The organism is Roseovarius sp. A46 (assembly GCF_004126395.1).
In the GTDB taxonomy this organism is placed as follows: domain Bacteria; phylum Pseudomonadota; class Alphaproteobacteria; order Rhodobacterales; family Rhodobacteraceae; genus Roseovarius; species Roseovarius nitratireducens.
The window spans coordinates 85,032-105,193 of the sequence record NZ_PVWS01000003.1; the positions used below are offsets into that span (position 1 = coordinate 85,032).

Below are 20,162 nucleotides of genomic sequence, written 5' to 3' on the forward strand. Positions count from 1 at the left end.
GGACGTGGATTTTTGCCGTGACCCCGCCGATTTCTTGCACCTTCCGCCGTGCCATCCCCGCCCTGATCCTGGCGGCCGCGACGCTCGTCGCGGGCTGCGCCGCGCAGGACCCTGCCGCCACGCGGGACGTGTTCGACCCCTACGAGGCCGAGAACCGGCGCATGCACGAGTTCAACCGCGGGGTTGACCGGGTGTTGGTGCGGCCCGTGTCCAAGGGCTATACCAGCGTGGTGCCCGACGATATCGAGACCGGCGTGATCCGGCTCGCCGAGAACCTGTCGCTGCCCGCCGACATCGTGAACAACATCCTGCAGTTGAACATGCGCGGCGCGTTGCAGGACACCGCGCGGCTGGTGGTCAACACCACCGTGGGCCTCGGCGGCGTGTTCGATCCGGCCAGCGAGATGGGCATGGCCGCGCCCACCAACACCGATTTCGGCGAGACACTGCATGTCTGGGGCGTGCGCGAGGGCGCCTATATCGAGCTGCCGTTCCTCGGACCGTCGACGACGCGGCACACCTTTGGCATTTTCGCGGACCTGTTCACCAACCCGCTCACCTATGTGCTGGACAGCCCCGAGAACCTCGCCGGCACCGCGGCGGGCGTGGCCTCGGGCCTGTCGCGGCGCGAGCGGTTCACGGAAACGATCGACCAGATTCTCTACGAGAGCGAGGACAGCTACGCGCTGTCGCGCTCGATCTACCTGCAGAATCGACGGTTCAAGGTTGGCGGCACCACGGGTGCGGCCTATACCGATCCCTATGACGGCACGGCCGGTGGCGGTGCCGCCGCTTCGACCCCGTTGGAGGATCCTTATGACGAGTAAGCCGACACGACGTTTCTTTATGTCCGCCGGGCTGGCCGCGATGGGGCTGGTCGCGCTGCCCGACACCGCCCGCGCCCTGACCAAAGCGCGCGCCCGCACGCTCATCGACCAGGTTGTAAGTGACATCAACCGGGTGATCGCCTCGGGGCAGTCGCTGTCGCGGATGATCGTGGATTTCGAGCGCATCTTCGCGCGCTATGCAGATGTGTCAATCATCGCGCGCTCGACGCTGGGGGCGGATGCCAACCGCCTCTCCGGGGCACAGATGCGCGCCTATACCGATGCGTTCCGCAGCTACATCTCCCGCAAATACGGCAAGCGTTTCAACGAGTTCGTGGGCGGGCGGATCGAGGTCAAGGACGTGCGCGAGGTGAAATCGTGGCACGAGGTGCGCTCGATGGTCTACCTGCGCGGGGAATCGCCCTTCGAGGTGAGCTTTCTGGTGTCGGACCGCTCGGGGCAGGATTTGTTCTTCGACATGGTAATCGAGGGCATCAGCCTGCGGCTGAGCGAGCGCACCGAGATCGGGGCGATGCTCGACCGCCGAAATGGCGATATCGGTGCGCTGATCACCGACCTGAAGAAGGCGGGGTAGCCAAAGGCCGCGCGAGAACCTTGTTCCGCGCGGGGCAACTCGCCGATCATCCGGCCAAGGCCAAACCTCGCTTGCGCGCGCGCTGTCCTGCCTGCAAACCCGGCATTGCATAATCCCGACCCCGACGCGCCGCACCGTGCGGCCGGGAGTGGAAGGGTGTGTCATGCGCTGCACCGGTTGAGGGGCCTCGCGGGAACGTGACGGCGGGCGGGCGCCTGTCGCCACGTCGCGCTTTACACCTGAACCGAACGGTTTATCCTTTCGCGTGAGAGAACCGGAAAGGACCCCTGCATCATGCGCCTGACCGTGAACGGCACCGATCACACGCTCGACGAGCTGGAGCCGGAGATGCCGCTTCTGTGGGCGCTGCGCGACGTGCTGGGCGTCCACGGGCCGAAATACGGCTGCGGGATCGCGCAATGCGGGGCTTGCACGGTACATATCGACGGGCAGGCCGTGCGGTCCTGCCAGGTGCCGGTGGGCGATGTCTGGGGCGATGTGACCACCATCGAGGGGCTGGGCACGCCCGAGGCGCCGCACCCGGTGCAGGCGGCGTGGATCGCGCACCAGGTGGCGCAGTGCGGATATTGCCAGTCGGGGCAGATCATGCAGGCGGCAAGCCTGCTGGCCGAGGTGCCGGAGCCGAGCGATGCCGAGATCGACAACGCCATGTCGGGCAACCTGTGTCGTTGCGGCACCTATCCGCGCATCCGCGCGGCGGTGAAGGCGGCGGCCCGCGCCATGCGCGAGGGCACCTGAGATGGGGCGGGCGAAAACCATCGCGCGGCGGACATTCCTGGTCGGGTCGGTGGCCGTCGCGGGCGGCGTCGCCTTTGGCGTCTGGCGCATGCGGACGCCCTATGACAATCCGCTCATGGCCGATCTGCCCGAGGGGGCGGCGGCGCTGACGCCCTATGTGCGGATCACCGGGGACGCGATCACCCTCATCACCCCGCGCGCCGATGTGGGCCAAGGGGCGGTGTCGGTGCAGGCGATGCTCATCGCCGAGGAGCTGGACGTTGACCCGGCGCAGGTGGCGACGGAGTTCGGACCGCCCGACCGCGCCTACTGGAACACCGCCCTGTCGGACGAGGCGGTGCCGTTCAGGTCTACCGACCAGGGCTGGCTGGCCGAGAGCGCGCGCGACGTGATGGACGCGCCGATGAAGCTATTGGGCATGCAGATCACCGGCGGCTCGACCACCGTGCCCGACGGGTATGAAAAGCTGCGCCGCGCGGGGGCGGTGGCGCGCGAGACGCTGAAGGCGGCGGCCGCGCGGCTGCACGGGCTGCCCGTTGACCGGCTCGGCACAGAAGGCGGCGCAGTGATCCTGCCTGACGGCACGAGGTTGCGCTACGAAAGCCTCGCCGCCGAGGCCGCGCGGACCGAGCCGGTGACGGATGTGGTGCTGCGCGACCCGTCGACGTGGCGACTGGTGGGACGGCCCGTGCAGCGCATTGATATCGTGCCTAAATCCACTGGTCGCCAAGCCTATGGCATCGACGAGGAACAGCCCGGGATGCTGCATGCCGCGATCCGGCTGAACCCGGCGCAGGGGGCAGGTTTGCGCGGCCTTGACGCGCGCGAGGCCGAGGCGATGCGCGGCGTGGAAAAGATCGTCGAGGTGCCTGGCGGCGTCGGCGTGATCGCCGACAACACCTGGCGCGCGATGCAGGCGGCGCGGGCGATCAAATGCGACTGGGCCCCGGCCCCCTACCCCGTCGGGATGGAGGGCCATTGGCAGGCACTCGCGGAGGGTTTCACCCCCGAGCGGCAGGACAGCCGGTTGCGCGACGACGGCGATATGGAGGCGGCGCTGGACGGGGCTGCGGATATCGACGTGGAATATCGCGCGCCCTACCTCGCCCACGCGCCGCTGGAGCCGCTCAATGCCACCGTCCGCTATACCCCGGAGCGCACGGATATCTGGACGGGCACGCAGGTGCCCCGCTTCGTGCAGGACAATGCTGCCGCGATCACCGGGCAGGATGCAGACGACGTGCATGTGCATGTGCGCGTGGCGGGGGGCAGCTTTGGCCATCGGCTGGAGGACGCGGTGGTGCGCCACGCCACGCACCTGGCCATGGCGGTGCCGGGGCGGCCGGTGAAGCTCACCTATTCGCGCGAGGAGGATATGGGCCACGAGTTTCCCCGTCAGATCGCGATGGCGCGGGGGCGCGGGCGCGTGTCGGGGGGCCGCGTTGTGGCCTATGACCTTGGCATCGCCATGCCCTCGATCATCGCCTCGCAGATGGGACGGCAGGCGATCCCAACGCCGGGGCCCGATCTGCAGATCGTCGCGGGCGCGTGGGATCAGCCCTTTGCCATCCCCGATTACCGGGTGACGGGATACCGCGCGCCGGCGCTTGCGCCGATCTCAAGCTGGCGGTCGGTCGGGGCATCCACCAACGGGTTCTTTCACGACTGCCTGCTCGACGAGTTGATCCACGCCGCCGGGGCCGACCCGCTGGAAGAGCGGCTGCGGCTGTGTAGCCACGCGCCCTCGCGCGCGGTGCTGGAGGCGGTGGGCGAGATGTCGGGCTGGGGCGGCGCGCTGAACGCCGGTCAGGGGCGCGGCATCGGGTTCTGCCTGTCGTTCGGGGTGCCCTGCGCGCAGGTGGTGGAGGTAGGCGAGACAGGCGAGGGCCTGCGGGTTGCCCGCGTCTGGGTGGCCGCCGACGTGGGACGGATCGTCGATCCGGTGAATTTCGAGGCGCAGATGCAGGGGGGCGTGGTCTGGGGCCTCGGCCACGCGATGCACGGGGCGCTCACCTATGCGGATGGTGCGGTGGAGCAGCAGAATTTCGACACGTTCCGGTCCATGAGGCTCCGTGAGTGCCCGGAGATCGTGGTGCGGGGGCTGGAGACCGCCGGGAAGATCCGCGGGATCGGCGAGCCGCCGGTGCCACCCGCGGCGCCGGCGCTTGCGAACGCGATCTTTGCCGCCACGGGGCAGAGGCTGCGCGAGATGCCGTTTGACCGGGAGGTGGCGTTTGTCGGCTGAGACGGGGCGGGCCGACGGGCGCGGGTTGTTTTGCGCTGGAGCGGACCGACCGGGGCTAGGTGCCAATGCGCGGAATCGAGGTGTGCTTGCACGCCGCCGCGCATCGCCGGGCCGCACCCACGGCACGGCGATGTGGCTGTAACCTGCGCGCCGCTCGGCTCTTTTTCGGATTTGGCCACCATTAAGCGCGGCAGCAAGAGCGTTGGATCGCCGCGCCGCGGCCCGTCAATGCACGGCTAACTCGAATGTCCCCTCACGGCCAGAACCACCGCGCCCGCCGTCGCCCCCTTGCCCCTGCCCCGCGCCGGTGGTTCAAAGGATCATGCCACAGATTCTGACCACCCTCGCACTGCTGGCGCTTGCTGTCCTCTGGGGGCTGGCGGCGCGGGCGGTGGGCACGCCGCTGCCTTTCATGCTGGGGCCGCTCGTGGGTGCGGCGTTCATTGCCACGGTGCTGCCGCACAGGCTGCCCGAGGGGTACCGGTTCCCGACAGCGCTGCGGATCGGGTTCATCGCGATCATCGGGCTGATGATCGGGGCGCAGGTGACGCCGGCCCTCTTTGCCGAGGCGCGGAACTATGCGCTGAGCTTCGGGGCTGTGACGCTGTTCGTGGGGCTGGCGCACGGGTCGGGCTATGCGATCTACCGCCGCCTCGGCGGCTATGACCCCGTCACCGCGTTTTACGCGAGTGCGCCCGGCGGGCTCTACGAGAGTATCGAGATGGGCGCGGCGGCGGGGGCGGACGTGACGCGGCTGATGATGCAGCAATTCCTGCGCATCATCGTGGTGGTGACGGTGCTGCCGTTGGGCCTGTCGCTGTGGCTGGGCGGTCCCGTGGGCTCGGCTGGGGGCGTGACGCTGGCGCGCGGCGATGTGCCTTGGTCAGACCTGCCGGTGATCGCGCTGGCGGTCCTCGGCGGCGTGGTGCTGGGTCGCGTGCTGCGCCTGCCCGCCGGGCAGATGACCGGGCCGATGGCGCTGGCGGCGGTGCTGTCGCTCACCGGGTGGCTGAGCCTTGAGGTGCCGCAATGGCTGGTGAACGTGGCACAGATGGTATTGGGCACGGCGCTGGGGATGCGGTTCACGGGGATGAGCCGGGGGCTGCTGGCGCGCGGGACGGGGCTTGCGCTCATGGCCGTGGGGGCGATGCTGGCGATCGGGGGCGCGCTGGCGGCGGGGCTGCACGCGCTTACCGGCGAGGCGGTGGATGTGCTGGTCATCAGCCTCGCACCCGGGGGCGTGACGGAAATGGCGCTGGTGGCGCTGAGCCTCAACGCCAATCCGGCATTTGTCACGCTGCACCATATCTACCGGATCGTGCTGACCGTGCTGGTGATCGGGGTGCTGGCGCGGTTCACACCCGGACGCCGCGACGCCCGGCGAGATCGGTGAAGAACTGCCACGCCACGCGGCCCGAGCGCGCGCCGCGGGTGGCCTGCCATTCAATCGCCTCGGCGCGCAGGGTGTCGTCGTCGATCTCGACCCCGTAGGCGTCGCAATAGCCCCGGATCATCGACAGGTAAGCATCCTGATCGCAGGGATGGAAGCCGAGCCACAGGCCGAACCGGTCCGACAGCGACACCTTTTCCTCGACCGCCTCGGAGGGGTTGATCGCGGTGGAGCGTTCGTTCTCGATCATGTCGCGGGGCATCAGGTGGCGGCGGTTGGAGGTGGCGTAGAACAGCACGTTCTCGGGCCGTCCCTCGATCCCGCCGTCGAGCACGGCTTTCAATGATTTGTAATGCTCGTCGTCATGACCGAAGCTGAGATCGTCGCAAAACAGCAGGAAGCGTGCATCCGAGCCGCGCAGAAGATTGAGCAACCGGCCCACAGAGGGCAAGTCCTCGCGCTGCAATTCCACGATCTTGAGCGGCAGCCCCCCGGCCTGCACGGCGGCGTGCACGGCCTTGACGAGGCTCGATTTCCCCATGCCGCGCGCGCCCCAGAGAAGCGCGTTGTTGGCGGGCAGGCCGCGGGCGAACTGGCGTGTGTTCTCCAGCAAAGTGTCGCGCGCCCGGTCGATCCCCACGAGGAGCGACATGTCCACCCGGTTGACCGTCGCGACGGGCTCCAGCCGGTCGGGCGAGACGTGCCAGACGAAGGCGTCGGCCGCGTCGAAATCCGGTGCGGTGAGCGGCGCGGGGGCCATCCGTTCCAGCGCCGCGGCGATCCGGTCGAGCGGGTCGGTCGTCATTCAGGTCTTGTCCTTGTCCTCGTCGGTCCCGGCGAGCGGATCGTCGTCAACATCCTCATCGTCGGTGACATCTTCGTCGTCGTCATCGTCGAACCAAAGGCCCTGTTCGCGCAATTCCGCCTCGCGCTTCTTCTCGACGCGCTGCACAAGCTGGATCGACACCTCGTAGAGGCCATAGACCACGACGAAGAGGATGATCTGGGTGATGACATCCGGCGGCGTCACCAGCGCGGCGAGGAGCAGGATGCCCACAACCGCGTATTTGCGCACCGAGCGCAGGCCCGGCGCGCTTACCAGCCCCGCCTTGCCCATCAGCGTGAGCAGCACCGGAAGCTGAAAGCACAGGCCGAAGGCGACGATGAACTTGATCGTGAGGTTGAGATATTCCTGCGCCGAGCCCTGGAACACCACCGAGAGCGGCGCGGCATTCTGCCCGCCTTCCACGGCCTCGCCCTCGCCGCCGAATTGCTGGAAGCCGAGGAAGAAGTCATAGGCCAGCGGCGTGACGACGTAGAAGGCGAACGCCGCGCCAAGAAAGAACATGAACGGGGACGCGATGAGGAACGGCAGGAACGCGCCCTTTTCCGAGCGGTAGAGCCCCGGCGCCACAAAGCGCCACATCTGGTTGGCGATATAGGGAAAGGCGAGGATGAACCCGCCCAGAAGCGAGACCTTGATCGCGACGAAGAAGCCCTCTTGCGGCGAGATGAAGATCAGGTCGCAATCCTGCCCCCGGTCGGCCAGCACCTGGCACAGCGGCGCGGTGAGGAAATTGAAGATCGGGGTGGCGATAGTGAAACAGATCACCATGCCGACGATGAAGGCCAGCACCGAGTGGATGAGGCGCGTGCGCAGCTCGGCCAGGTGTTCGATCAGCGGGGCGCTGCTGTCCTCGAGCTCGTCATCGCGCATGCTCATGCCTTGTTCTTGGCCTTGTTCCCGGCCTTGTCGCCGGCGCTGTCATCAGCAGGCGCGGCGGTGGCGGTGTCCGTCGCAGTATCTGCGGGCGCTGCCTGCGCCTCTGCCTTTGCCTTTTCCTCGGCCTCGGCGGCGCGACGGGCATTGGCCATTTCGGTGGATTTCTCGCGAATCTTGTCAGCGGCGGCCTGACGCTCGGGATCGAGCGGCGGGCGGGCGGCCTTGTCGATGTCGCTGGCCACGCCGTCGGTGGTCTTCTTGACCTCGTTCATCGCCGTCTTCATCGGGTTCGAGGCGGCCCTGAACGATTTCTGGATGTCGCCCACGCCGGATTGATCCGCGGCATCGTTCATCGCGCGGCTGAAATCGCGCGCCATGCCCTTGGCCTTGCCCACGAACTTGCCCAAGGCCTGGAACATGCCGGGCAAATCCTTGGGGCCGACGACGATCAGCGCGACGATGCCGATGAGCAAAAGCTCGGTCCAGCCCAGGTCGAACATGGGGGTATCAGACCTTGTCTTTTTCTTTGCCCTTGTCCGCAGGCGTCACGTCGCGCGCGGTCTCGGTGGATTCGGTCTCGTCCTCGAGCTCCTTGGTGCCCTCGGACACGCCTTTCTTGAACGAGGTGATCCCCTTGCCGACCTCACCCATCAGCGACGAGATCTTGCCGCGCCCGAAGAGCACAAGCACCACCACGGCGATGAGCAGAAGGCCAGGAAGGCCGATATTGTTGAGCATCTCTCTTCTCCCTAGTCACGGGGGACGCGCCCCCGGCAACATCATTGGCCTTATCTAGACATTCACTGCGGCGGATGAAAGCACCAATCGGCGTCCGCCTCCACGAATCCGCGGCGCTCAGTCCTCTCCCTGTGCCTCGGCGCGGCTCTTGCCCGAAACGTTGAGCGCGAGGGTCGCGGCCATGAACGGGTCGAGATCGCCGTCGAGCACGCCCTTGGTATCCGAGGTCTCGTGTCCGGTGCGCAGATCCTTGACCATCTGGTAGGGCTGCAACACGTAGGACCGGATCTGGTTGCCCCAACCCGCGTCGCCCTTGCTGTCATGGGCCTCGTTGATGGCGGCGTTGCGGCGGTCGAGTTCCTGCTGGTAGAGCCGCGATTTCAGCGCCTTCATGGCAATGTCGCGGTTCTGGTGCTGGGATTTCTGCGAGGACGTCACCACGATACCGGTGGGGATATGGGTGATCCGCACCGCCGAGTCGGTGGTGTTGACGTGCTGCCCGCCCGCGCCCGAAGAGCGGTAGGTGTCGATGCGGATATCGGCGGGGTTCACCTCGATCTCGATATTGTCGTCCACCACCGGATAGACCCAGACGGAGGAAAACGAGGTGTGTCGCTTGGCCGCCGAATCGAAGGGCGAAATGCGCACCAGCCGGTGCACGCCCGATTCGGACTTGAGCCAGCCATAGGCATTGTGGCCCGATATCTTGTAGGCGGCGGACTTGATCCCGGCCTCTTCCCCGGGCGATTCCGACTGCAATTCGACGGTATAGCCGCGCTTTTCCGCCCAGCGCACATACATCCGCGCCAGCATCGCCGCCCAGTCGCAACTCTCGGTGCCGCCGGCCCCGGCGTTGATCTCGAGAAAAGTGTCGTTGGCATCCGCCTCGCCGTCGAGCAGCGCTTCGAGCTCCTTGGCGGCGGCGGTTTTCGCGAGCGCGCGCAGTGCCTCCTCGGCCTCGGCCACCACCTCTTCGTCGCCCTCGGCCTCGCCCAGCTCGATCATGCCGAGCTGATCCTCGAGCTCCTGCTTGATGTTGTCATGCGTGGTGAGCGCATCCACCAGCGCCTGCCGGTCGCGCATGAGCTTTTGCGCCTGCGCGGGATCGTCCCAGAGCGTGGGGTCCTCGACCCGGGCGTTGAATTCCTCTAGCCGGTGGCGCGCGGTCTCCCACCCCAGCCGCTGGCGCAAAAGTTCCAGCGACTTTTCGATCTCGGTCACAAGGGTCTGGGTCTCGGCGCGCATCGCATCCATCCTGTCGGCTCGGGTGGCGGTGATAGCCCAGCACGCAGGGCTGAACAAGGTGGCGTGGACACGGGGGCCTTGAGCGGACTGGCGGGGTGCAGCGATGAGCCGCGCATTGGCACCAGCCGCGACCCTTCGCTTCAGGCGCAGACACGGCCTTCGCTGCCCCCCGACCGCTAATTCCCGAACAGGCTGCGCAGGATGGTCTCGATCGGGTTGCCACGGACTACAGGCGCGCGCTGTTGCGGAAGCGGCTCTGACGAACTGGAACGGGGCGCCGGGCGCTGCATCGGCAGGGGCTTGGGCGGCAGGCCCTCGTGGACGCGCGTCATCGTCTCGCGCCATATCTCGGCAGGCAGTCCGCCGCCCGTCACCCCGGTGAGCGGGGTGTTGTCGTCATAGCCCATCCATACGCCCGCCACGTAATCGGCGGTGAAGCCCAGGAACCACGCATCGCGGGCGGCCTGCGTGGTGCCGGTCTTGCCCGCCACCTCGCGGCGCGGAAGGCGCGCGCGCTGGCCGGTGCCCGCCTCGACCACGCGGCTCATCATGTAAACGAGTTTGCGCGCCGCGCTCTCGCGGATTACCCGTTCGCCGATCCCGGTCTCGCGCGACATCAACGGTGTCTGCTCGCCCATGAGCCGCAGCTCGGTCAGGCCATAGGGCGTGACCGAAGAGCCGCCGTTGAGGATGCCCGCATAGGCGCCGGTCATCTCAAGCAGCGTGCTCTCGGAGACACCGAGCGCCAGCGCCGGGCCGTCCGCGAGATCGCTTTCGATGCCGAAGTCGCCCGCCACGCGGCGCACCTTGTCGAGGCCCGCGCGCCTGGCGATCTTGACCGCGGGCACGTTGATCGACTGGGCCAGCGCCTGCGTGAGCGTCACCCGGCCCTTGTAGTCGCGGCTGTAGTTTTCCGGGCACCAACGGCCCGAGCCGGGGATATCGAGGCAGTAGGGCTCGTCCATCACCACGGTGTTGGGGTCGAACCCCAGCTCGAGCGCCGTGGCATAGACGAAGGGCTTGAAGGCGGAGCCGGTCTGGCGTTTCGCCATGGTGGCACGGTTGAACGCGCCGATAACGGTCGTGTCGCGCCCACCGACCATCGCGCGCACCGCGCCGTCCGCCGACATCACCACGATGGCCGCCTGCGCCTTTGATTCCTCGCGCACCTTGTCGGTGAAGGTGCTCTTCATCGCCGTTTCGGCGGCGCGCTGGATGCGCTGGTCGAGCGTGGTGCGGATGATGACATCCTCGGTGGTGTCGCGGGTCAGGAACTCGGGCCCGGAGCCCATCACCCAGTCCGCGAAATAGCCGCCGGCCTGCTGCTCTGCCGCCTCCGAGAGTTGCGCGGGGCGGGCCAGCGCCGCCTCGGCCTGGTCCGCGCTCAGATAGCCCTGCTCCCGCATCAGCCCGATGACCACCGAGGCGCGGTCCTGCGAGCGTTCCAGATTGGCGGTGGGGGCCAGCGCCGACGGCGCCGTCAGAAGCCCCGCGATCATCGCCGCCTCCGACGGGTTCAGCTCGGCCGCGGACTTGCCGAAATAGCGCTGCGCCGCGGCCTCGGCACCGTAGGCCCCTGCCCCCAGATATGCGCGGTTGAGATAGATCGTGAGTATCTGATCCTTGGTGTATTTCGCCTCCATCGCCAGCGCGTAGACGGCTTCGCGCACCTTGCGCCAGATCGAGGTGCGCCGGCAGTAGGACACATACTCGGCCTCGCTCTTCCAGCGGGTCTCGTCGTAGGTCTCGCCGAAGCACAGCAGCTTGGCGGTCTGCTGCGTGATGGTCGATCCACCGTTGCCGGAGAGCGGCCCCCGCCCCTCGCTCAGGTTGATGCGGATGGCGCTGGCGATGCCGATGGGATCGACGCCGGGGTGGTAGTGAAAGCGGCGGTCCTCGGTCGCGATGACGGCATCGCGCAAATGCGGGCTGACCGTGTCGACGGTGACAACGCCGCCGAACTGGTCCCCGCGCCAAGCGAACACCTCGCCATCGCGGTCGAGAAGTGTCACCGAGCCGCGCGCGCGCCCGTCCATCAGGGTCTGGTAGGCGGGCAGCGTGGTGTAGGTATAGGCTACCGCGAGCCCGGTAACGAGCAGCACGACCACGCCCATGCGCCAGCCGATGCCCCAAACCAGCCGCCACAAGAGCCGCAGCACCGTCCGCATCAGCCGCACCAGCGGGTTGCGCGACCGCCTTCGCGGCGCGCGGCGCGTGCTTTTGCGCGCACGCCCCCCGCCTGCGCGTGAGCGTTTGGGGGCCGCGAGCGGCGGTTTTCGTCGTCCTGAATTGCCCATGCCTGCCCTGCCCGGCCGCGTTTCTCTGCGTACACTCTAGCGCGCGCGCGCGGGAATGTAGAGACCCCGGCCCGCGTTGCGTGCGTTCTCATTATGCATAAAAATTAAGCATATCATGCATTACGCCCAAATTTTGAACAATTCAAGCGCATCCCCGCGCCGGAAATCCCTCATTTCCCTTTCCCAAACAGGGGCAGAACGATTTTTCTGCACCTGCAAAGCGCACGGATCACGCGCGCCAACCGAAAGGGGAAGACGTGAAACTCATCATCGCAACGATCAAACCATTCAAGCTCGAGGAGGTCCGCGAGGCGCTCACCGGCATCGGTGTCCGCGGCATGATGGTCACCGAGATCAAGGGCTTCGGCGCACAATCGGGCCACACCGAGATCTATCGCGGGGCCGAGTATGCCGTGAATTTCGTGCCCAAGATCAAGCTCGAGGTCGCCGTGTCGGCCGGGATGGCCGACCAGGTCGTGGAGACCATCACCAAGGCCGCGCGCACCGGCAAGATCGGCGACGGCAAGATCTTCGTGCTCGACATTCAGCAGGCCCTGCGCGTGCGCACGGGCGAGACCAACGAGGACGCGCTTTAAGAGCGCGCGAGGGAAAGGACAATAAACATGAAACCGACACTGAAATTCGGCCTTGCCGCGACGCTGTTGGCGCTGCCCTCGATGGGGCTCGCACAGGAGGCGGCAGAGGCGGCCGCACCGGGGTTTGACGAGATCGGCCCCTATATCATGACCACCCTGCTGTTCTGCATGGCGGGTTTCCTCGTGTTCTTCATGGCCTGCGGCTTTGCCATGCTCGAGGGCGGACTGGTGCGCTCGAAGAACGTCACCATGCAGATGACCAAGAACATCGCGCTCTATTCGGTTGCCGCGATCATGTACTGGTTCATGGGCTTCAACCTGATGTATCCGGGCGACTTCAACGGCTATGTCGGCAGCTTCTTCGTGCCGACGGTACTGGACCCGGTGGGAGTGGCCGCCGCCGATGCCGCACTTGACTATGCGTCGATCGGCTCGGACTTCTTCTTCCAGCTGGTGTTCGTGGCCGCGACCGCCTCGATCGTGTCGGGTGCGCTGGCCGAGCGGATCAAGTTGTGGCCGTTCCTGGCCTTCGTGGTCGTGCTGACCGGCGTGTTCTACCCGATCTCGGGCTCGTGGCAGTGGGGCGGGGGCTGGCTGTCCGAAGCGGGCTTCTCGGACTTCGCCGGCTCGACCATCGTGCACTCGGTGGGTGGCTGGGCCGCGCTGGCCGGTGCCATCGTACTGGGGCCGCGCATCGGCAAATACGGCAAGGATGGCAAGGTCATCCCGATCCCCGGCTCGAACCTGGCGCTTGCCACGCTGGGCACGTTCATCCTGTGGCTGGGCTGGTTCGGCTTCAACGGCGGCTCGCAGTTGGCGATGGGCACCGTGGGTGACGTCTCGGACGTGAGCCGCATCTTTGCCAACACGAACATGGCCGCCGCGGCCGGTGCCGTGACCGCGCTGATCCTGACGCAGGTGATGTATAAGAAGCCCGACCTGACAATGGTGCTCAACGGTGCGCTGGCGGGCCTCGTGTCGATCACCGCCGAGCCGCTGGCACCGACGCTGTTTGGCGCGCTGTGGATCGGGGCCGTGGGTGGCGTGATCGTGGTCTTTGCCGTGCCGATGCTCGACAAGCTCAAGATCGACGACGTGGTCGGGGCCATTCCGGTGCACCTGCTCGCGGGCATCTGGGGCACCATCGCCGTGGTCTTTTACAACGGTGATGCCAGCCTCTCGACGCAGCTTCTGGGCATCGCCGCCTACGGTGTGTTTACCTTCGTGGCCAGCTTGATCCTGTGGTTCATCCTGAAGGCTGCCGTCGGTATCCGCGTGGGCGAAGAGGAAGAGATCAACGGTCTCGACATGGCCGAGCTGGGCATGGAGGCCTACCCCGAGTTCTCCAGGGGCTGAGACTTCCTCTTCCCTGTCAGCCCTGAGAGAAGCCGGCCCCGGGCGTTCGCGCCCGGGGCCTTTTTCCGTGTCCGGCAGGCTGGCAGAATCGCCCGATGTCATGCTAAGTATTGCGGCATGAACAGGCCGAACCCCAATATAAGCGCCCAACGTCCCACGATTCGCCAGCTCGACGAGGCCGCGATCAATCGCATCGCCGCGGGCGAAGTGATCGAACGGCCCGCCTCGGCGGTCAAGGAACTGGTGGAGAACGCGCTCGACGCGGGCGCGCGCCGGATCGAGATCGCGCAGGCCGATGGCGGCAAGACGCTGATCCGCGTGAGCGACGATGGCTGCGGCATCGCACCCGATGACCTGGCCCTCGCGCTGGCACGCCACGCCACGTCCAAGATCGACGGCTCCGACCTGCTCGACATCCATTCCTTCGGCTTTCGCGGCGAGGCGCTGCCCTCGCTGGGCGCGGTCGGACGGCTGAGTGTCGCCGCACGGGCCGAGGGGTTTGATGCGGCCGAGATCGCCGTGACGGGCGGGCGGATGGGTGCGGTAAAACCGGCGGCGCGCGGGCGCGGCACCACGGTCACGCTGCGTGATCTGTTCTATGCCACGCCCGCGCGGCTCAAGTTCCTGCGCTCCGAGCGCGCCGAGGCGCAGGCCATTTCCGACACCGTCAAGCGGCTCGCCATGTCCGCACCGCAGGTGGGATTTGTGCTGCGCGACGTGTCCGGCGGCGGCGAGGGGCGCGTGACCTTTCGCGCCGACGCTGAGCCGGGCGATCTCTTCGACGCGCTGGAGGGGCGGCTGCGGCGTATCCTCGGGGCCGAGTTCGCCGATAACGCCATCCGCATCGACGCCACGCGCGAGGGGTTGCGGCTGTCGGGATTCGCGGCGCTGCCCACCTATTCGCGCGGCGCGGCGGTGGCGCAGTACCTCTTTGTCAACGGGCGGCCCGTGCGCGACCGGATGCTCATCGGCGCGCTGCGGGCGGGCTACCAGGATGTGCTGGCACGCGACCGGCACCCGGCGGCGGCGCTGTTCATCGACTGCGAGCCAAGGCTGGTCGACGTGAACGTGCATCCCGCCAAGGCCGAGGTGCGGTTCCGCGAGCCGGGGGTGGCGCGGGGCCTCGTCGTCTCGGCGCTGCGGCACGCGCTGGCCGAGGCAGGACACCGGGCGTCCTCGACCGTGGCGGGGGCGACGCTGGGCGCGATGCGGCCCGAACCGGCGGGCGCGCGCGTCTACCAGATGGATCGTCCCTCGCCGCAGGCGCGCGGGGCCGCCTACCAGGCGCAGGCACCGGGATTCGCCGAGATGGCCGGGGACTGGAGTGCCCGGATCGAGGACGCGGCCCCGGCGACGGATAACACGCCCGCCACCGCCCTCCCGCTGGGGGCCGCGCGCGCGCAGGTGCACGAGAACTATATCATCGCCCAGACCGACACCGGCATGGTCATCGTCGATCAGCACGCCGCCCACGAACGGCTGGTCTACGAGCGACTCAAGGGTCAGGCTGCGGAGAGGGGCATCGCCGCGCAGGCGCTGCTCATTCCCGAGGTGGTGGAATTGTCGGAAGCCGACTGCGCCCTGCTTGGCGAGCACGCCGGCGATCTCGCCACGCTCGGCCTCGGGATCGAGCCCTTCGGCCCCGGGGCCATCGTTGTGCGCGAGACACCCGCGATCCTCGGCGAGGTGAACGCCGAGGCGCTATTGCGCGACATAATCGACGAGTTGCACGATGGAGGCGCAAGCGGTCTGCTCGGCGCGCGGATCGACGCGGTGCTGTCGCGCATGTCCTGCCACGGGTCGGTGCGCTCGGGCCGCCGGATGAGCGGCGACGAGATGAACGCACTCCTGCGCGAGATGGAGCGCACGCCGCTCTCGGGCCAGTGCAACCATGGGCGGCCCACCTATGTGGAGCTGCAACTAACTGACATCGAACGGCTTTTCGGGCGAACATAATTTTAGCCAAACGTCAGGACTTCGAGCCTTTACTTTCATTGTGGATGTCACATGATACCATAGCAACCACAACGGGAGAAATATCTTGCCATTCGAGTTTTTGAGTTCCTTTGCGTTACAAATGATCTCAGTTATCATATTCTTGATAACTTTAGTGCTCTTGTTAATGTCAATTCGAAAAATTGCAAAGCAAAGAGAAAATGTTGCTGAACTTCGGGAGCAACTTGCCGCTCAAAAATCAAATGTCGAGCGGTTACCGATAGTCGAGCAGGAGCTCAAAGACGCAAATCTGACAATACAAAGTAAAAACGCCGAGAATTTTGAACTCAAGGGTCAGTTGGAAACCTTGAAGAACAGCCACCAAGCACGTTTGGAAGAGATCAATGGAATGAAAAAGGAACTGGAAGAAAAATTTGCCAATCTTGCTAGCGGCGTCCTCAAATCCAATTCCGAGCGTTTCCTTGAACTGGTTTCAGAACGATTTCAAGCACACAAAACAACTGCTGAAGAAGACCTGATCAAGCGTCAGACTGCTATACAAGAGTTGGTAAAACCTCTGAGCGAAAAACTCGGGAAATTTGATACGCGGATTAATGAAATTGAAAAAGCTCGAAACGAAGCCTACGGCGCGATCAAGGCTCAGGTGTTAGAGTTGACCAAGGGACAACAAAACTTGGGTCAGGAAACTAGACGGCTCGTCCAAGCGCTTCGCGCTCCCAAAACTCGAGGACGATGGGGCGAAATGCAATTAAGGCAAGTGTTTGAATTGGCAGGTATGGTTGAAAATGTTGATTTTGTTTCTGAGTCATCAGTTAGCACAGAGGAAGGACTTCGTCGCCCGGATGCGATAGTGAAGATTCCCGGTGGGAAAAGCATCGTCATTGATGCAAAAACTCCATTAGAGGCATATCTTGATGCTCTCGAAAAGCCAGAGCAACAGCAAGAACATCTTATACGACATGCTAACCAAGTACGCCAACATGTAAAGCTTCTAGCTTCAAAAGCATATCAGGACGCCATTCCGACAACACCTGACTTCGTCGTTATGTTCATTCCCGGTGAAACATTTGTCTCGGCTGCCGCGGAGCACGACCCAGGATTGATCGAATATGCTTTTGAAAGAAAAATTTTAATCGCATCTCCAACCACGCTGATGGCGCTAATCAAGGCTATTGCCTATGGCTGGCAGCAGGAAAAGATGGCCGAAAATGCTGCTGAGGTTCAAAGACTGGCCAAAGAACTATACGATCGCCTAAGCACGTTTGCAGAACACCTTGAACGCGTCGGGAAAAGTCTAGGACAATCCGTAGATAACTATAACCGGGCGGTTGGGTCCTTGGAGGGCCGGATTCTTCCTTCCGCACGGAAATTCGAAGCCATGGGCGTGGTTTCCAATCAGACTGAAATAGGATCTCCGAAGAGTATCGAAAAAGAAACGCGACGACTTACGGCGACTGAATTCACAAAAACAGAAGGTACGTGAACGATCAGTACAAGCAACGTTAGCCACGCCAAGGACGTCTCGGAGATCAAGATTTCGGCTGACAAGGCCGGGCGGCGGGCGCGGCGGCTCGATAATTTCGACTTCGAGGAACTGGCTCCGGAGAGCGAGAGCGCGCTGCCGGTGCCGGGTGCGGGGACGACGGGGGACGGGTGAAAATCGGGGCTGTGGCGCGTCGGTATCCTGTCGGTATCGCGTCGGTGGCGGGCGCATGGGGGGCGAACCTGTCCCATGATGCTTCCTCCCATTCCTGAGACAGGATCGCACCATCAAACCGTGGGATCGAACGCCGAGGCCCCACCATTTCTGGTTCAGGTGTTGTTACTCAGGGACCGGGTCCGTTCACAGGATCACCTGTTGTTCGGTTTCGCGAAACCCGCCCTCGCGCGCCGCCGTTTCCCGATCCGTGACGCGATGAAGGCTCCGACAAACGCGCCTGCCCCGTCGGCCAGCAGATCGCCCCATGACGCCGCGCGGCCCATGAACGGCTGCACGATCTCGATGATCCCGCCATACGCGAGCGCGGCGAGCGCCACGCCCCGCCAGACGTGCGGGAAACGCCATGCGAGCGGCGCGCTCACCACGGCAAAGGCTGCGAGATGCGCCATCTTGTCGAATCCGGGTATACCCACGGGCCCCGAGGCCTGCGGAATGAGGGTCAGCAGTGCGATGACAAAAACGAGAAAGGCGGTCAGGGCGTAGGCCATGACCGCCTTGCTAGTCGTCCCCGGCGTGCGGGGCAAGCGGGGCATTAGAAGTCGAACAGGTCTTCGAGGAACCCGCCGCGTTTCTTGCGCGGTTTGCCGCCGTGATCGTCCCGATAATCGCCGCCGCGGTGGTCGCGTGGCGGTGGCGCGTCCGCCGCGGCCGAACGGTCGATGATCTTGTCAAGCTCGCCCCGGTCGAGCCAGACGCCGCGGCACTTCGGGCAATAGTCGATTTCGACCCCGGCGCGCTCGGCGAGAACCAGTTCGGTTCCGTCAATCGGGCATTGCATCGGTATCCTCCTGTCCGTGTTGGTCAACACGTCAGATGGTGCCCGGGCGGTCGTTTGGCAAGCTTTCCGGTCAGCGGATTACATGCACCGCGCAGGCGGCGTGACGGACGACCTTGGCCGCTGTCGAGCCCAGGAGCAGATCCTGCATGCCGGGGCGGTGGCTCGCGATCACGATGCAATCGGGCTTGTGGCTCTCGGCCCAGTCCAGGATGGTGCGCCCCGAATGTCCTTCGATCACATGGGTGCTCGCGTTCGGCAGGTCGGCGGCCAGTTCCGCGAGGCGCGCTTCAATGGTTTTGCGCGCCTCGCTCTGGTAGCCGGCGGGCAGGTAGGCGGCGGCGTAGCCGGGCACCTGCTCGATCACGTGCAGCAGGCTGATATGGCCATTGTCGTCCGCCAGAAGGCGCGCGACGGCGAAGGCACCGGCGCTGTCGCGCTCGACATCGAAGGAAACGGGTACCAGAACGTGGGAATACATGGGGTTGGTCCTTTCGCGTTGTTTTGCCGCAGTCTGGCGTGAATGGGGCCTTGTCGCCTTGATCCAGATCACGACTCGCGCGCTTACTCTTGCGCGCGCATCTGTTCGGCGATCTGTGCCGCCCATTCGCCGATGATCGGCAGGAACTCGATCTGGCTGAGAGACCAGACCACCACCGACAAGAGCACCGTCGCGCCCAGCACAGTGCCCAGCCCCAGCGCCAGCCCGCGCGCGAAATTGAACGTGAGCAGGCGCGGCAGGTTGTTGTGGATGCGCACGAAGCGGTGGTTGTTGAGGCGTGCCAGCTCGATGCGCAGGGCGCGGATCTCGCTTGTGAGATCGTCGTTTTCCGGCGGCTGTCCGCTCATCAAAAAACGGCTGCCACGTCATACATGACCGGTTCGAATCCCTTGCACAGCTCGTTGATGTGGCGGTTGCGCCTGCGCATCTCCTCGCCGCGCAGCATCGCCTGAAAATCCGCGCGCGCGCGCCATTGGGAATAATTGGCGATGCGGGTCTGCGCGTCGTTCACGTGCAGCGCCGCGGCGATGAAGCCGGGCTGTTTCGAGATCACCTCGCGGTAGGCATCGGTGAGCAGGTCGAGCAGGTCCTGGCAGGTGCCGGGGGTGACCTCGAACGTGGTGAGCACGGTCTGGTGGGTGTTGTCGGAACTGATGGTGAGCATGGCGCTGTCCTCCTGTTGACTGGGTAGCACGCCCCGGCGTGCCGGTAAATTCCGCGCCGGTCTTAACCTTCGGTTTACCCTTTTTGACGACGGTCAAGGTGGAGGTTGCCATGCCCGGACGCTTGCTTGCCATTCTCGCGCTGCTGCCGTGGCTTGCCACGGCGGTGCAAGGTGGGGCATGGCCGCGCGCCGAGGGCGAGGGGTTCCTCGCGGCATCCGGGACGGTTGAGGGGCCAGATGAATTCGGCCTCTACAGTCAGAGCTTCAGCCTCTTTGCCGAATATGGGGCCACCGAGCGGCTTACTTTGGGGGTCGATCTCGGCGGCGACGCGGGGCGCATGTCCAAGGCCATCGCCTTCTTGCGCTGGCCGCTTGGCCGCTCCGAGCGCCAACTCCGGGTGGCGTTGGAGGTCGGCGCGGGCCAGGTGGATCAGGAAGCCGCCTTGCGCCCCGTCTTCTCGGTCGGGCGTGGCATTTCCATCGGTGAGCGCCACGGCTGGCTCAATGCCGACACCCGGGCGATCCTTTTCGAGGGTGGCACGACGGCCTACGAGACCGATGTTACCGCCGGGCTGTCTCTCGGTGACCGCGTCAAGGGGATAGTACAGCTTCAGGCGGGGGTGCCGGCACAGGGGCGCGACTACCTGCGCCTCGCCCCCTCCGTCGTCTACGAGGCGCGGCCCGGCATGCAAATCGAACTTGGGCTGACCGAGCCGCTAACGGGCGGCGGCGAGCGTGGGTTCAAGCTTGGCCTGTGGCGCACCTTCTGACGGC

Annotated in this window: 21 protein-coding genes and 1 pseudogene; 11 read left to right on the forward strand and 11 right to left on the reverse strand. The window is 65.5% G+C overall.

Going from position 1 to position 20,162, the window contains the following annotated elements; translation table 11 throughout:
- The first annotated feature begins 17 nt into the window (after positions 1 to 17).
- The 5 genes from C6W92_RS02940 (at position 18) to C6W92_RS02960 (ending at position 5,819) form a co-directional block, all read left to right on the forward strand.
- Positions 18 to 827, forward strand: coding sequence for a VacJ family lipoprotein (locus tag C6W92_RS02940; RefSeq protein WP_241691052.1), 810 nt, complete (start codon positions 18 to 20; stop codon positions 825 to 827).
- A gap of 19 nt (positions 828 to 846) precedes the next feature.
- Entirely contained in the window at positions 847 to 1,422 is a 576-nt protein-coding gene (locus C6W92_RS02945) for an ABC transporter substrate-binding protein (protein ID WP_241691053.1), read from the forward strand.
- Between the two features lie 294 nt (positions 1,423 to 1,716).
- Positions 1,717 to 2,181 carry a (2Fe-2S)-binding protein gene (locus C6W92_RS02950; RefSeq protein WP_129431579.1) on the forward strand — a complete coding sequence of 155 codons (465 nt, stop codon included), beginning with the start codon at positions 1,717 to 1,719 and terminating at the stop codon, positions 2,179 to 2,181.
- Position 2,182: 1 nt separating this feature from the next.
- Complete coding sequence (locus tag C6W92_RS02955) at positions 2,183 to 4,426, forward strand: molybdopterin cofactor-binding domain-containing protein (protein WP_129431580.1); 2,244 nt, start codon at positions 2,183 to 2,185, stop codon at positions 4,424 to 4,426.
- A 322-nt stretch (positions 4,427 to 4,748) separates the two neighbouring features.
- Positions 4,749 to 5,819 (forward strand): AbrB family transcriptional regulator, encoded by a 1,071-nt coding sequence (locus tag C6W92_RS02960; RefSeq protein WP_129431581.1) that lies wholly within the window; start codon positions 4,749 to 4,751, stop codon positions 5,817 to 5,819.
- Here the strand turns inward: C6W92_RS02960 and C6W92_RS02965 are convergent.
- The 6 genes from C6W92_RS02965 to C6W92_RS02990 all read right to left on the reverse strand — a co-directional run bounded on the left by C6W92_RS02965 (position 5,782) and on the right by C6W92_RS02990 (position 11,819).
- Positions 5,782 to 6,621, reverse strand: coding sequence for an ATP-binding protein (locus C6W92_RS02965; RefSeq protein WP_129431582.1), 840 nt, complete (start codon positions 6,619 to 6,621; stop codon positions 5,782 to 5,784). The two genes, C6W92_RS02960 and C6W92_RS02965, sit on opposite strands and share 38 nt — an antisense overlap.
- Entirely contained in the window at positions 6,622 to 7,539 is a 918-nt protein-coding gene (gene tatC, locus C6W92_RS02970) for a twin-arginine translocase subunit TatC (protein WP_129431583.1), read from the reverse strand. It abuts the gene before it with no gap.
- A complete protein-coding gene (gene tatB / locus C6W92_RS02975; protein ID WP_129431584.1) occupies positions 7,536 to 8,039 on the reverse strand; it encodes a Sec-independent protein translocase protein TatB in 504 nt (167 codons plus the stop codon). The genes tatC and tatB overlap by 4 nt, the downstream gene beginning before the upstream one ends.
- Positions 8,040 to 8,046: 7 nt before the next feature.
- A complete protein-coding gene (locus C6W92_RS02980; RefSeq protein ID WP_129431585.1) occupies positions 8,047 to 8,277 on the reverse strand; it encodes a twin-arginine translocase TatA/TatE family subunit in 231 nt (76 codons plus the stop codon).
- A gap of 117 nt (positions 8,278 to 8,394) precedes the next feature.
- The gene (gene prfB, locus C6W92_RS02985) at positions 8,395 to 9,522 is read right to left on the reverse strand and encodes a peptide chain release factor 2 (protein ID WP_129431586.1); all 1,128 of its coding nucleotides are present in this window, start codon (positions 9,520 to 9,522) and stop codon (positions 8,395 to 8,397) included.
- Between the two features lie 176 nt (positions 9,523 to 9,698).
- The gene (locus tag C6W92_RS02990; protein ID WP_129431587.1) at positions 9,699 to 11,819 is read right to left on the reverse strand and encodes a PBP1A family penicillin-binding protein; all 2,121 of its coding nucleotides are present in this window, start codon (positions 11,817 to 11,819) and stop codon (positions 9,699 to 9,701) included.
- A gap of 257 nt (positions 11,820 to 12,076) precedes the next feature.
- Here C6W92_RS02990 and C6W92_RS02995 point away from each other — a divergent pair, with 257 nt between their 5' ends.
- The 5 genes and pseudogenes from C6W92_RS02995 to C6W92_RS17910 form a co-directional block, all read left to right on the forward strand.
- Positions 12,077 to 12,415, forward strand: a complete 339-nt coding sequence (locus C6W92_RS02995; protein WP_104017478.1) for a P-II family nitrogen regulator — start codon at positions 12,077 to 12,079, stop codon at positions 12,413 to 12,415.
- Positions 12,416 to 12,442: 27 nt separating this feature from the next.
- The gene (locus C6W92_RS03000; RefSeq protein WP_129431588.1) at positions 12,443 to 13,771 is read left to right on the forward strand and encodes an ammonium transporter; all 1,329 of its coding nucleotides are present in this window, start codon (positions 12,443 to 12,445) and stop codon (positions 13,769 to 13,771) included.
- Positions 13,772 to 13,888: 117 nt separating this feature from the next.
- Positions 13,889 to 15,727 carry a DNA mismatch repair endonuclease MutL gene (gene mutL, locus C6W92_RS03005; RefSeq protein ID WP_129431589.1) on the forward strand — a complete coding sequence of 613 codons (1,839 nt, stop codon included), beginning with the start codon at positions 13,889 to 13,891 and terminating at the stop codon, positions 15,725 to 15,727.
- A 121-nt stretch (positions 15,728 to 15,848) separates the two neighbouring features.
- Positions 15,849 to 17,210, forward strand: a complete 1,362-nt coding sequence (rmuC, locus tag C6W92_RS03010; RefSeq protein WP_129431636.1) for a DNA recombination protein RmuC — start codon at positions 15,849 to 15,851, stop codon at positions 17,208 to 17,210.
- A gap of 27 nt (positions 17,211 to 17,237) precedes the next feature.
- A pseudogene (locus C6W92_RS17910) lies at positions 17,238 to 17,384 on the forward strand (DNA recombination protein RmuC); the annotation flags it as partial.
- A gap of 194 nt (positions 17,385 to 17,578) precedes the next feature.
- On the opposite strand, the gene C6W92_RS03020 reads toward C6W92_RS17910, so the two are convergent.
- The 5 genes from C6W92_RS03020 to C6W92_RS03040 form a co-directional block, all read right to left on the reverse strand.
- On the reverse strand, positions 17,579 to 17,935 hold the full coding sequence (locus tag C6W92_RS03020; RefSeq protein ID WP_129431590.1) for a VanZ family protein: 357 nt from the start codon (positions 17,933 to 17,935) through the stop codon (positions 17,579 to 17,581).
- A 44-nt stretch (positions 17,936 to 17,979) separates the two neighbouring features.
- Positions 17,980 to 18,225: a zf-TFIIB domain-containing protein gene (locus C6W92_RS03025; RefSeq protein ID WP_129431591.1), complete on the reverse strand. Its 246-nt coding sequence runs from the start codon at positions 18,223 to 18,225 to the stop codon at positions 17,980 to 17,982.
- 70 nt (positions 18,226 to 18,295) lie between these two features.
- A complete protein-coding gene (locus tag C6W92_RS03030; RefSeq protein WP_129431592.1) occupies positions 18,296 to 18,703 on the reverse strand; it encodes a universal stress protein in 408 nt (135 codons plus the stop codon).
- 83 nt (positions 18,704 to 18,786) lie between these two features.
- The gene (locus C6W92_RS03035) at positions 18,787 to 19,071 is read right to left on the reverse strand and encodes a DUF5665 domain-containing protein (protein ID WP_129431593.1); all 285 of its coding nucleotides are present in this window, start codon (positions 19,069 to 19,071) and stop codon (positions 18,787 to 18,789) included.
- Positions 19,071 to 19,388: an antibiotic biosynthesis monooxygenase family protein gene (locus C6W92_RS03040; protein WP_129431594.1), complete on the reverse strand. Its 318-nt coding sequence runs from the start codon at positions 19,386 to 19,388 to the stop codon at positions 19,071 to 19,073. Before C6W92_RS03040 ends, C6W92_RS03035 begins: the two co-directional genes overlap by 1 nt.
- A 110-nt stretch (positions 19,389 to 19,498) precedes the next feature.
- Between C6W92_RS03040 and C6W92_RS03045 the strand changes: the two genes are divergently transcribed.
- Positions 19,499 to 20,158 (forward strand): hypothetical protein, encoded by a 660-nt coding sequence (locus C6W92_RS03045; protein WP_129431595.1) that lies wholly within the window; start codon positions 19,499 to 19,501, stop codon positions 20,156 to 20,158.
- The last annotated feature ends 4 nt before the right edge of the window (positions 20,159 to 20,162 follow it).

What these genes read in the sequence shown, in the direction of transcription:
- tatB (WP_129431584.1), bottom strand. Translation starts at nt 8,039, where the DNA reads ATGTTCGACCTGGGCTGGACCGAGCTTTTGCTCATCGGCATCGTCGCG.
- rmuC (WP_129431636.1), top strand. Translation starts at nt 15,849, where the DNA reads ATGATCTCAGTTATCATATTCTTGATAACTTTAGTGCTCTTGTTAATG.
- C6W92_RS02960 (WP_129431581.1), top strand. Translation starts at nt 4,749, where the DNA reads ATGCCACAGATTCTGACCACCCTCGCACTGCTGGCGCTTGCTGTCCTC.
- C6W92_RS03035 (WP_129431593.1), bottom strand. Translation starts at nt 19,071, where the DNA reads ATGAGCGGACAGCCGCCGGAAAACGACGATCTCACAAGCGAGATCCGC.
- C6W92_RS03045 (WP_129431595.1), top strand. Translation starts at nt 19,499, where the DNA reads ATGCCCGGACGCTTGCTTGCCATTCTCGCGCTGCTGCCGTGGCTTGCC.
- C6W92_RS03000 (WP_129431588.1), top strand. Translation starts at nt 12,443, where the DNA reads ATGAAACCGACACTGAAATTCGGCCTTGCCGCGACGCTGTTGGCGCTG.
- C6W92_RS03020 (WP_129431590.1), bottom strand. Translation starts at nt 17,935, where the DNA reads ATGGCCTACGCCCTGACCGCCTTTCTCGTTTTTGTCATCGCACTGCTG.
- C6W92_RS02980 (WP_129431585.1), bottom strand. Translation starts at nt 8,277, where the DNA reads ATGCTCAACAATATCGGCCTTCCTGGCCTTCTGCTCATCGCCGTGGTG.
- C6W92_RS02950 (WP_129431579.1), top strand. Translation starts at nt 1,717, where the DNA reads ATGCGCCTGACCGTGAACGGCACCGATCACACGCTCGACGAGCTGGAG.
- tatC (WP_129431583.1), bottom strand. Translation starts at nt 7,539, where the DNA reads ATGAGCATGCGCGATGACGAGCTCGAGGACAGCAGCGCCCCGCTGATC.
- C6W92_RS02965 (WP_129431582.1), bottom strand. Translation starts at nt 6,621, where the DNA reads ATGACGACCGACCCGCTCGACCGGATCGCCGCGGCGCTGGAACGGATG.
- mutL (WP_129431589.1), top strand. Translation starts at nt 13,889, where the DNA reads ATGAACAGGCCGAACCCCAATATAAGCGCCCAACGTCCCACGATTCGC.
- C6W92_RS03030 (WP_129431592.1), bottom strand. Translation starts at nt 18,703, where the DNA reads ATGTATTCCCACGTTCTGGTACCCGTTTCCTTCGATGTCGAGCGCGAC.
- C6W92_RS03025 (WP_129431591.1), bottom strand. Translation starts at nt 18,225, where the DNA reads ATGCAATGCCCGATTGACGGAACCGAACTGGTTCTCGCCGAGCGCGCC.
- C6W92_RS02990 (WP_129431587.1), bottom strand. Translation starts at nt 11,819, where the DNA reads ATGGGCAATTCAGGACGACGAAAACCGCCGCTCGCGGCCCCCAAACGC.
- prfB (WP_129431586.1), bottom strand. Translation starts at nt 9,522, where the DNA reads ATGCGCGCCGAGACCCAGACCCTTGTGACCGAGATCGAAAAGTCGCTG.
- C6W92_RS03040 (WP_129431594.1), bottom strand. Translation starts at nt 19,388, where the DNA reads ATGCTCACCATCAGTTCCGACAACACCCACCAGACCGTGCTCACCACG.
- C6W92_RS02945 (WP_241691053.1), top strand. Translation starts at nt 847, where the DNA reads ATGTCCGCCGGGCTGGCCGCGATGGGGCTGGTCGCGCTGCCCGACACC.
- C6W92_RS02955 (WP_129431580.1), top strand. Translation starts at nt 2,183, where the DNA reads ATGGGGCGGGCGAAAACCATCGCGCGGCGGACATTCCTGGTCGGGTCG.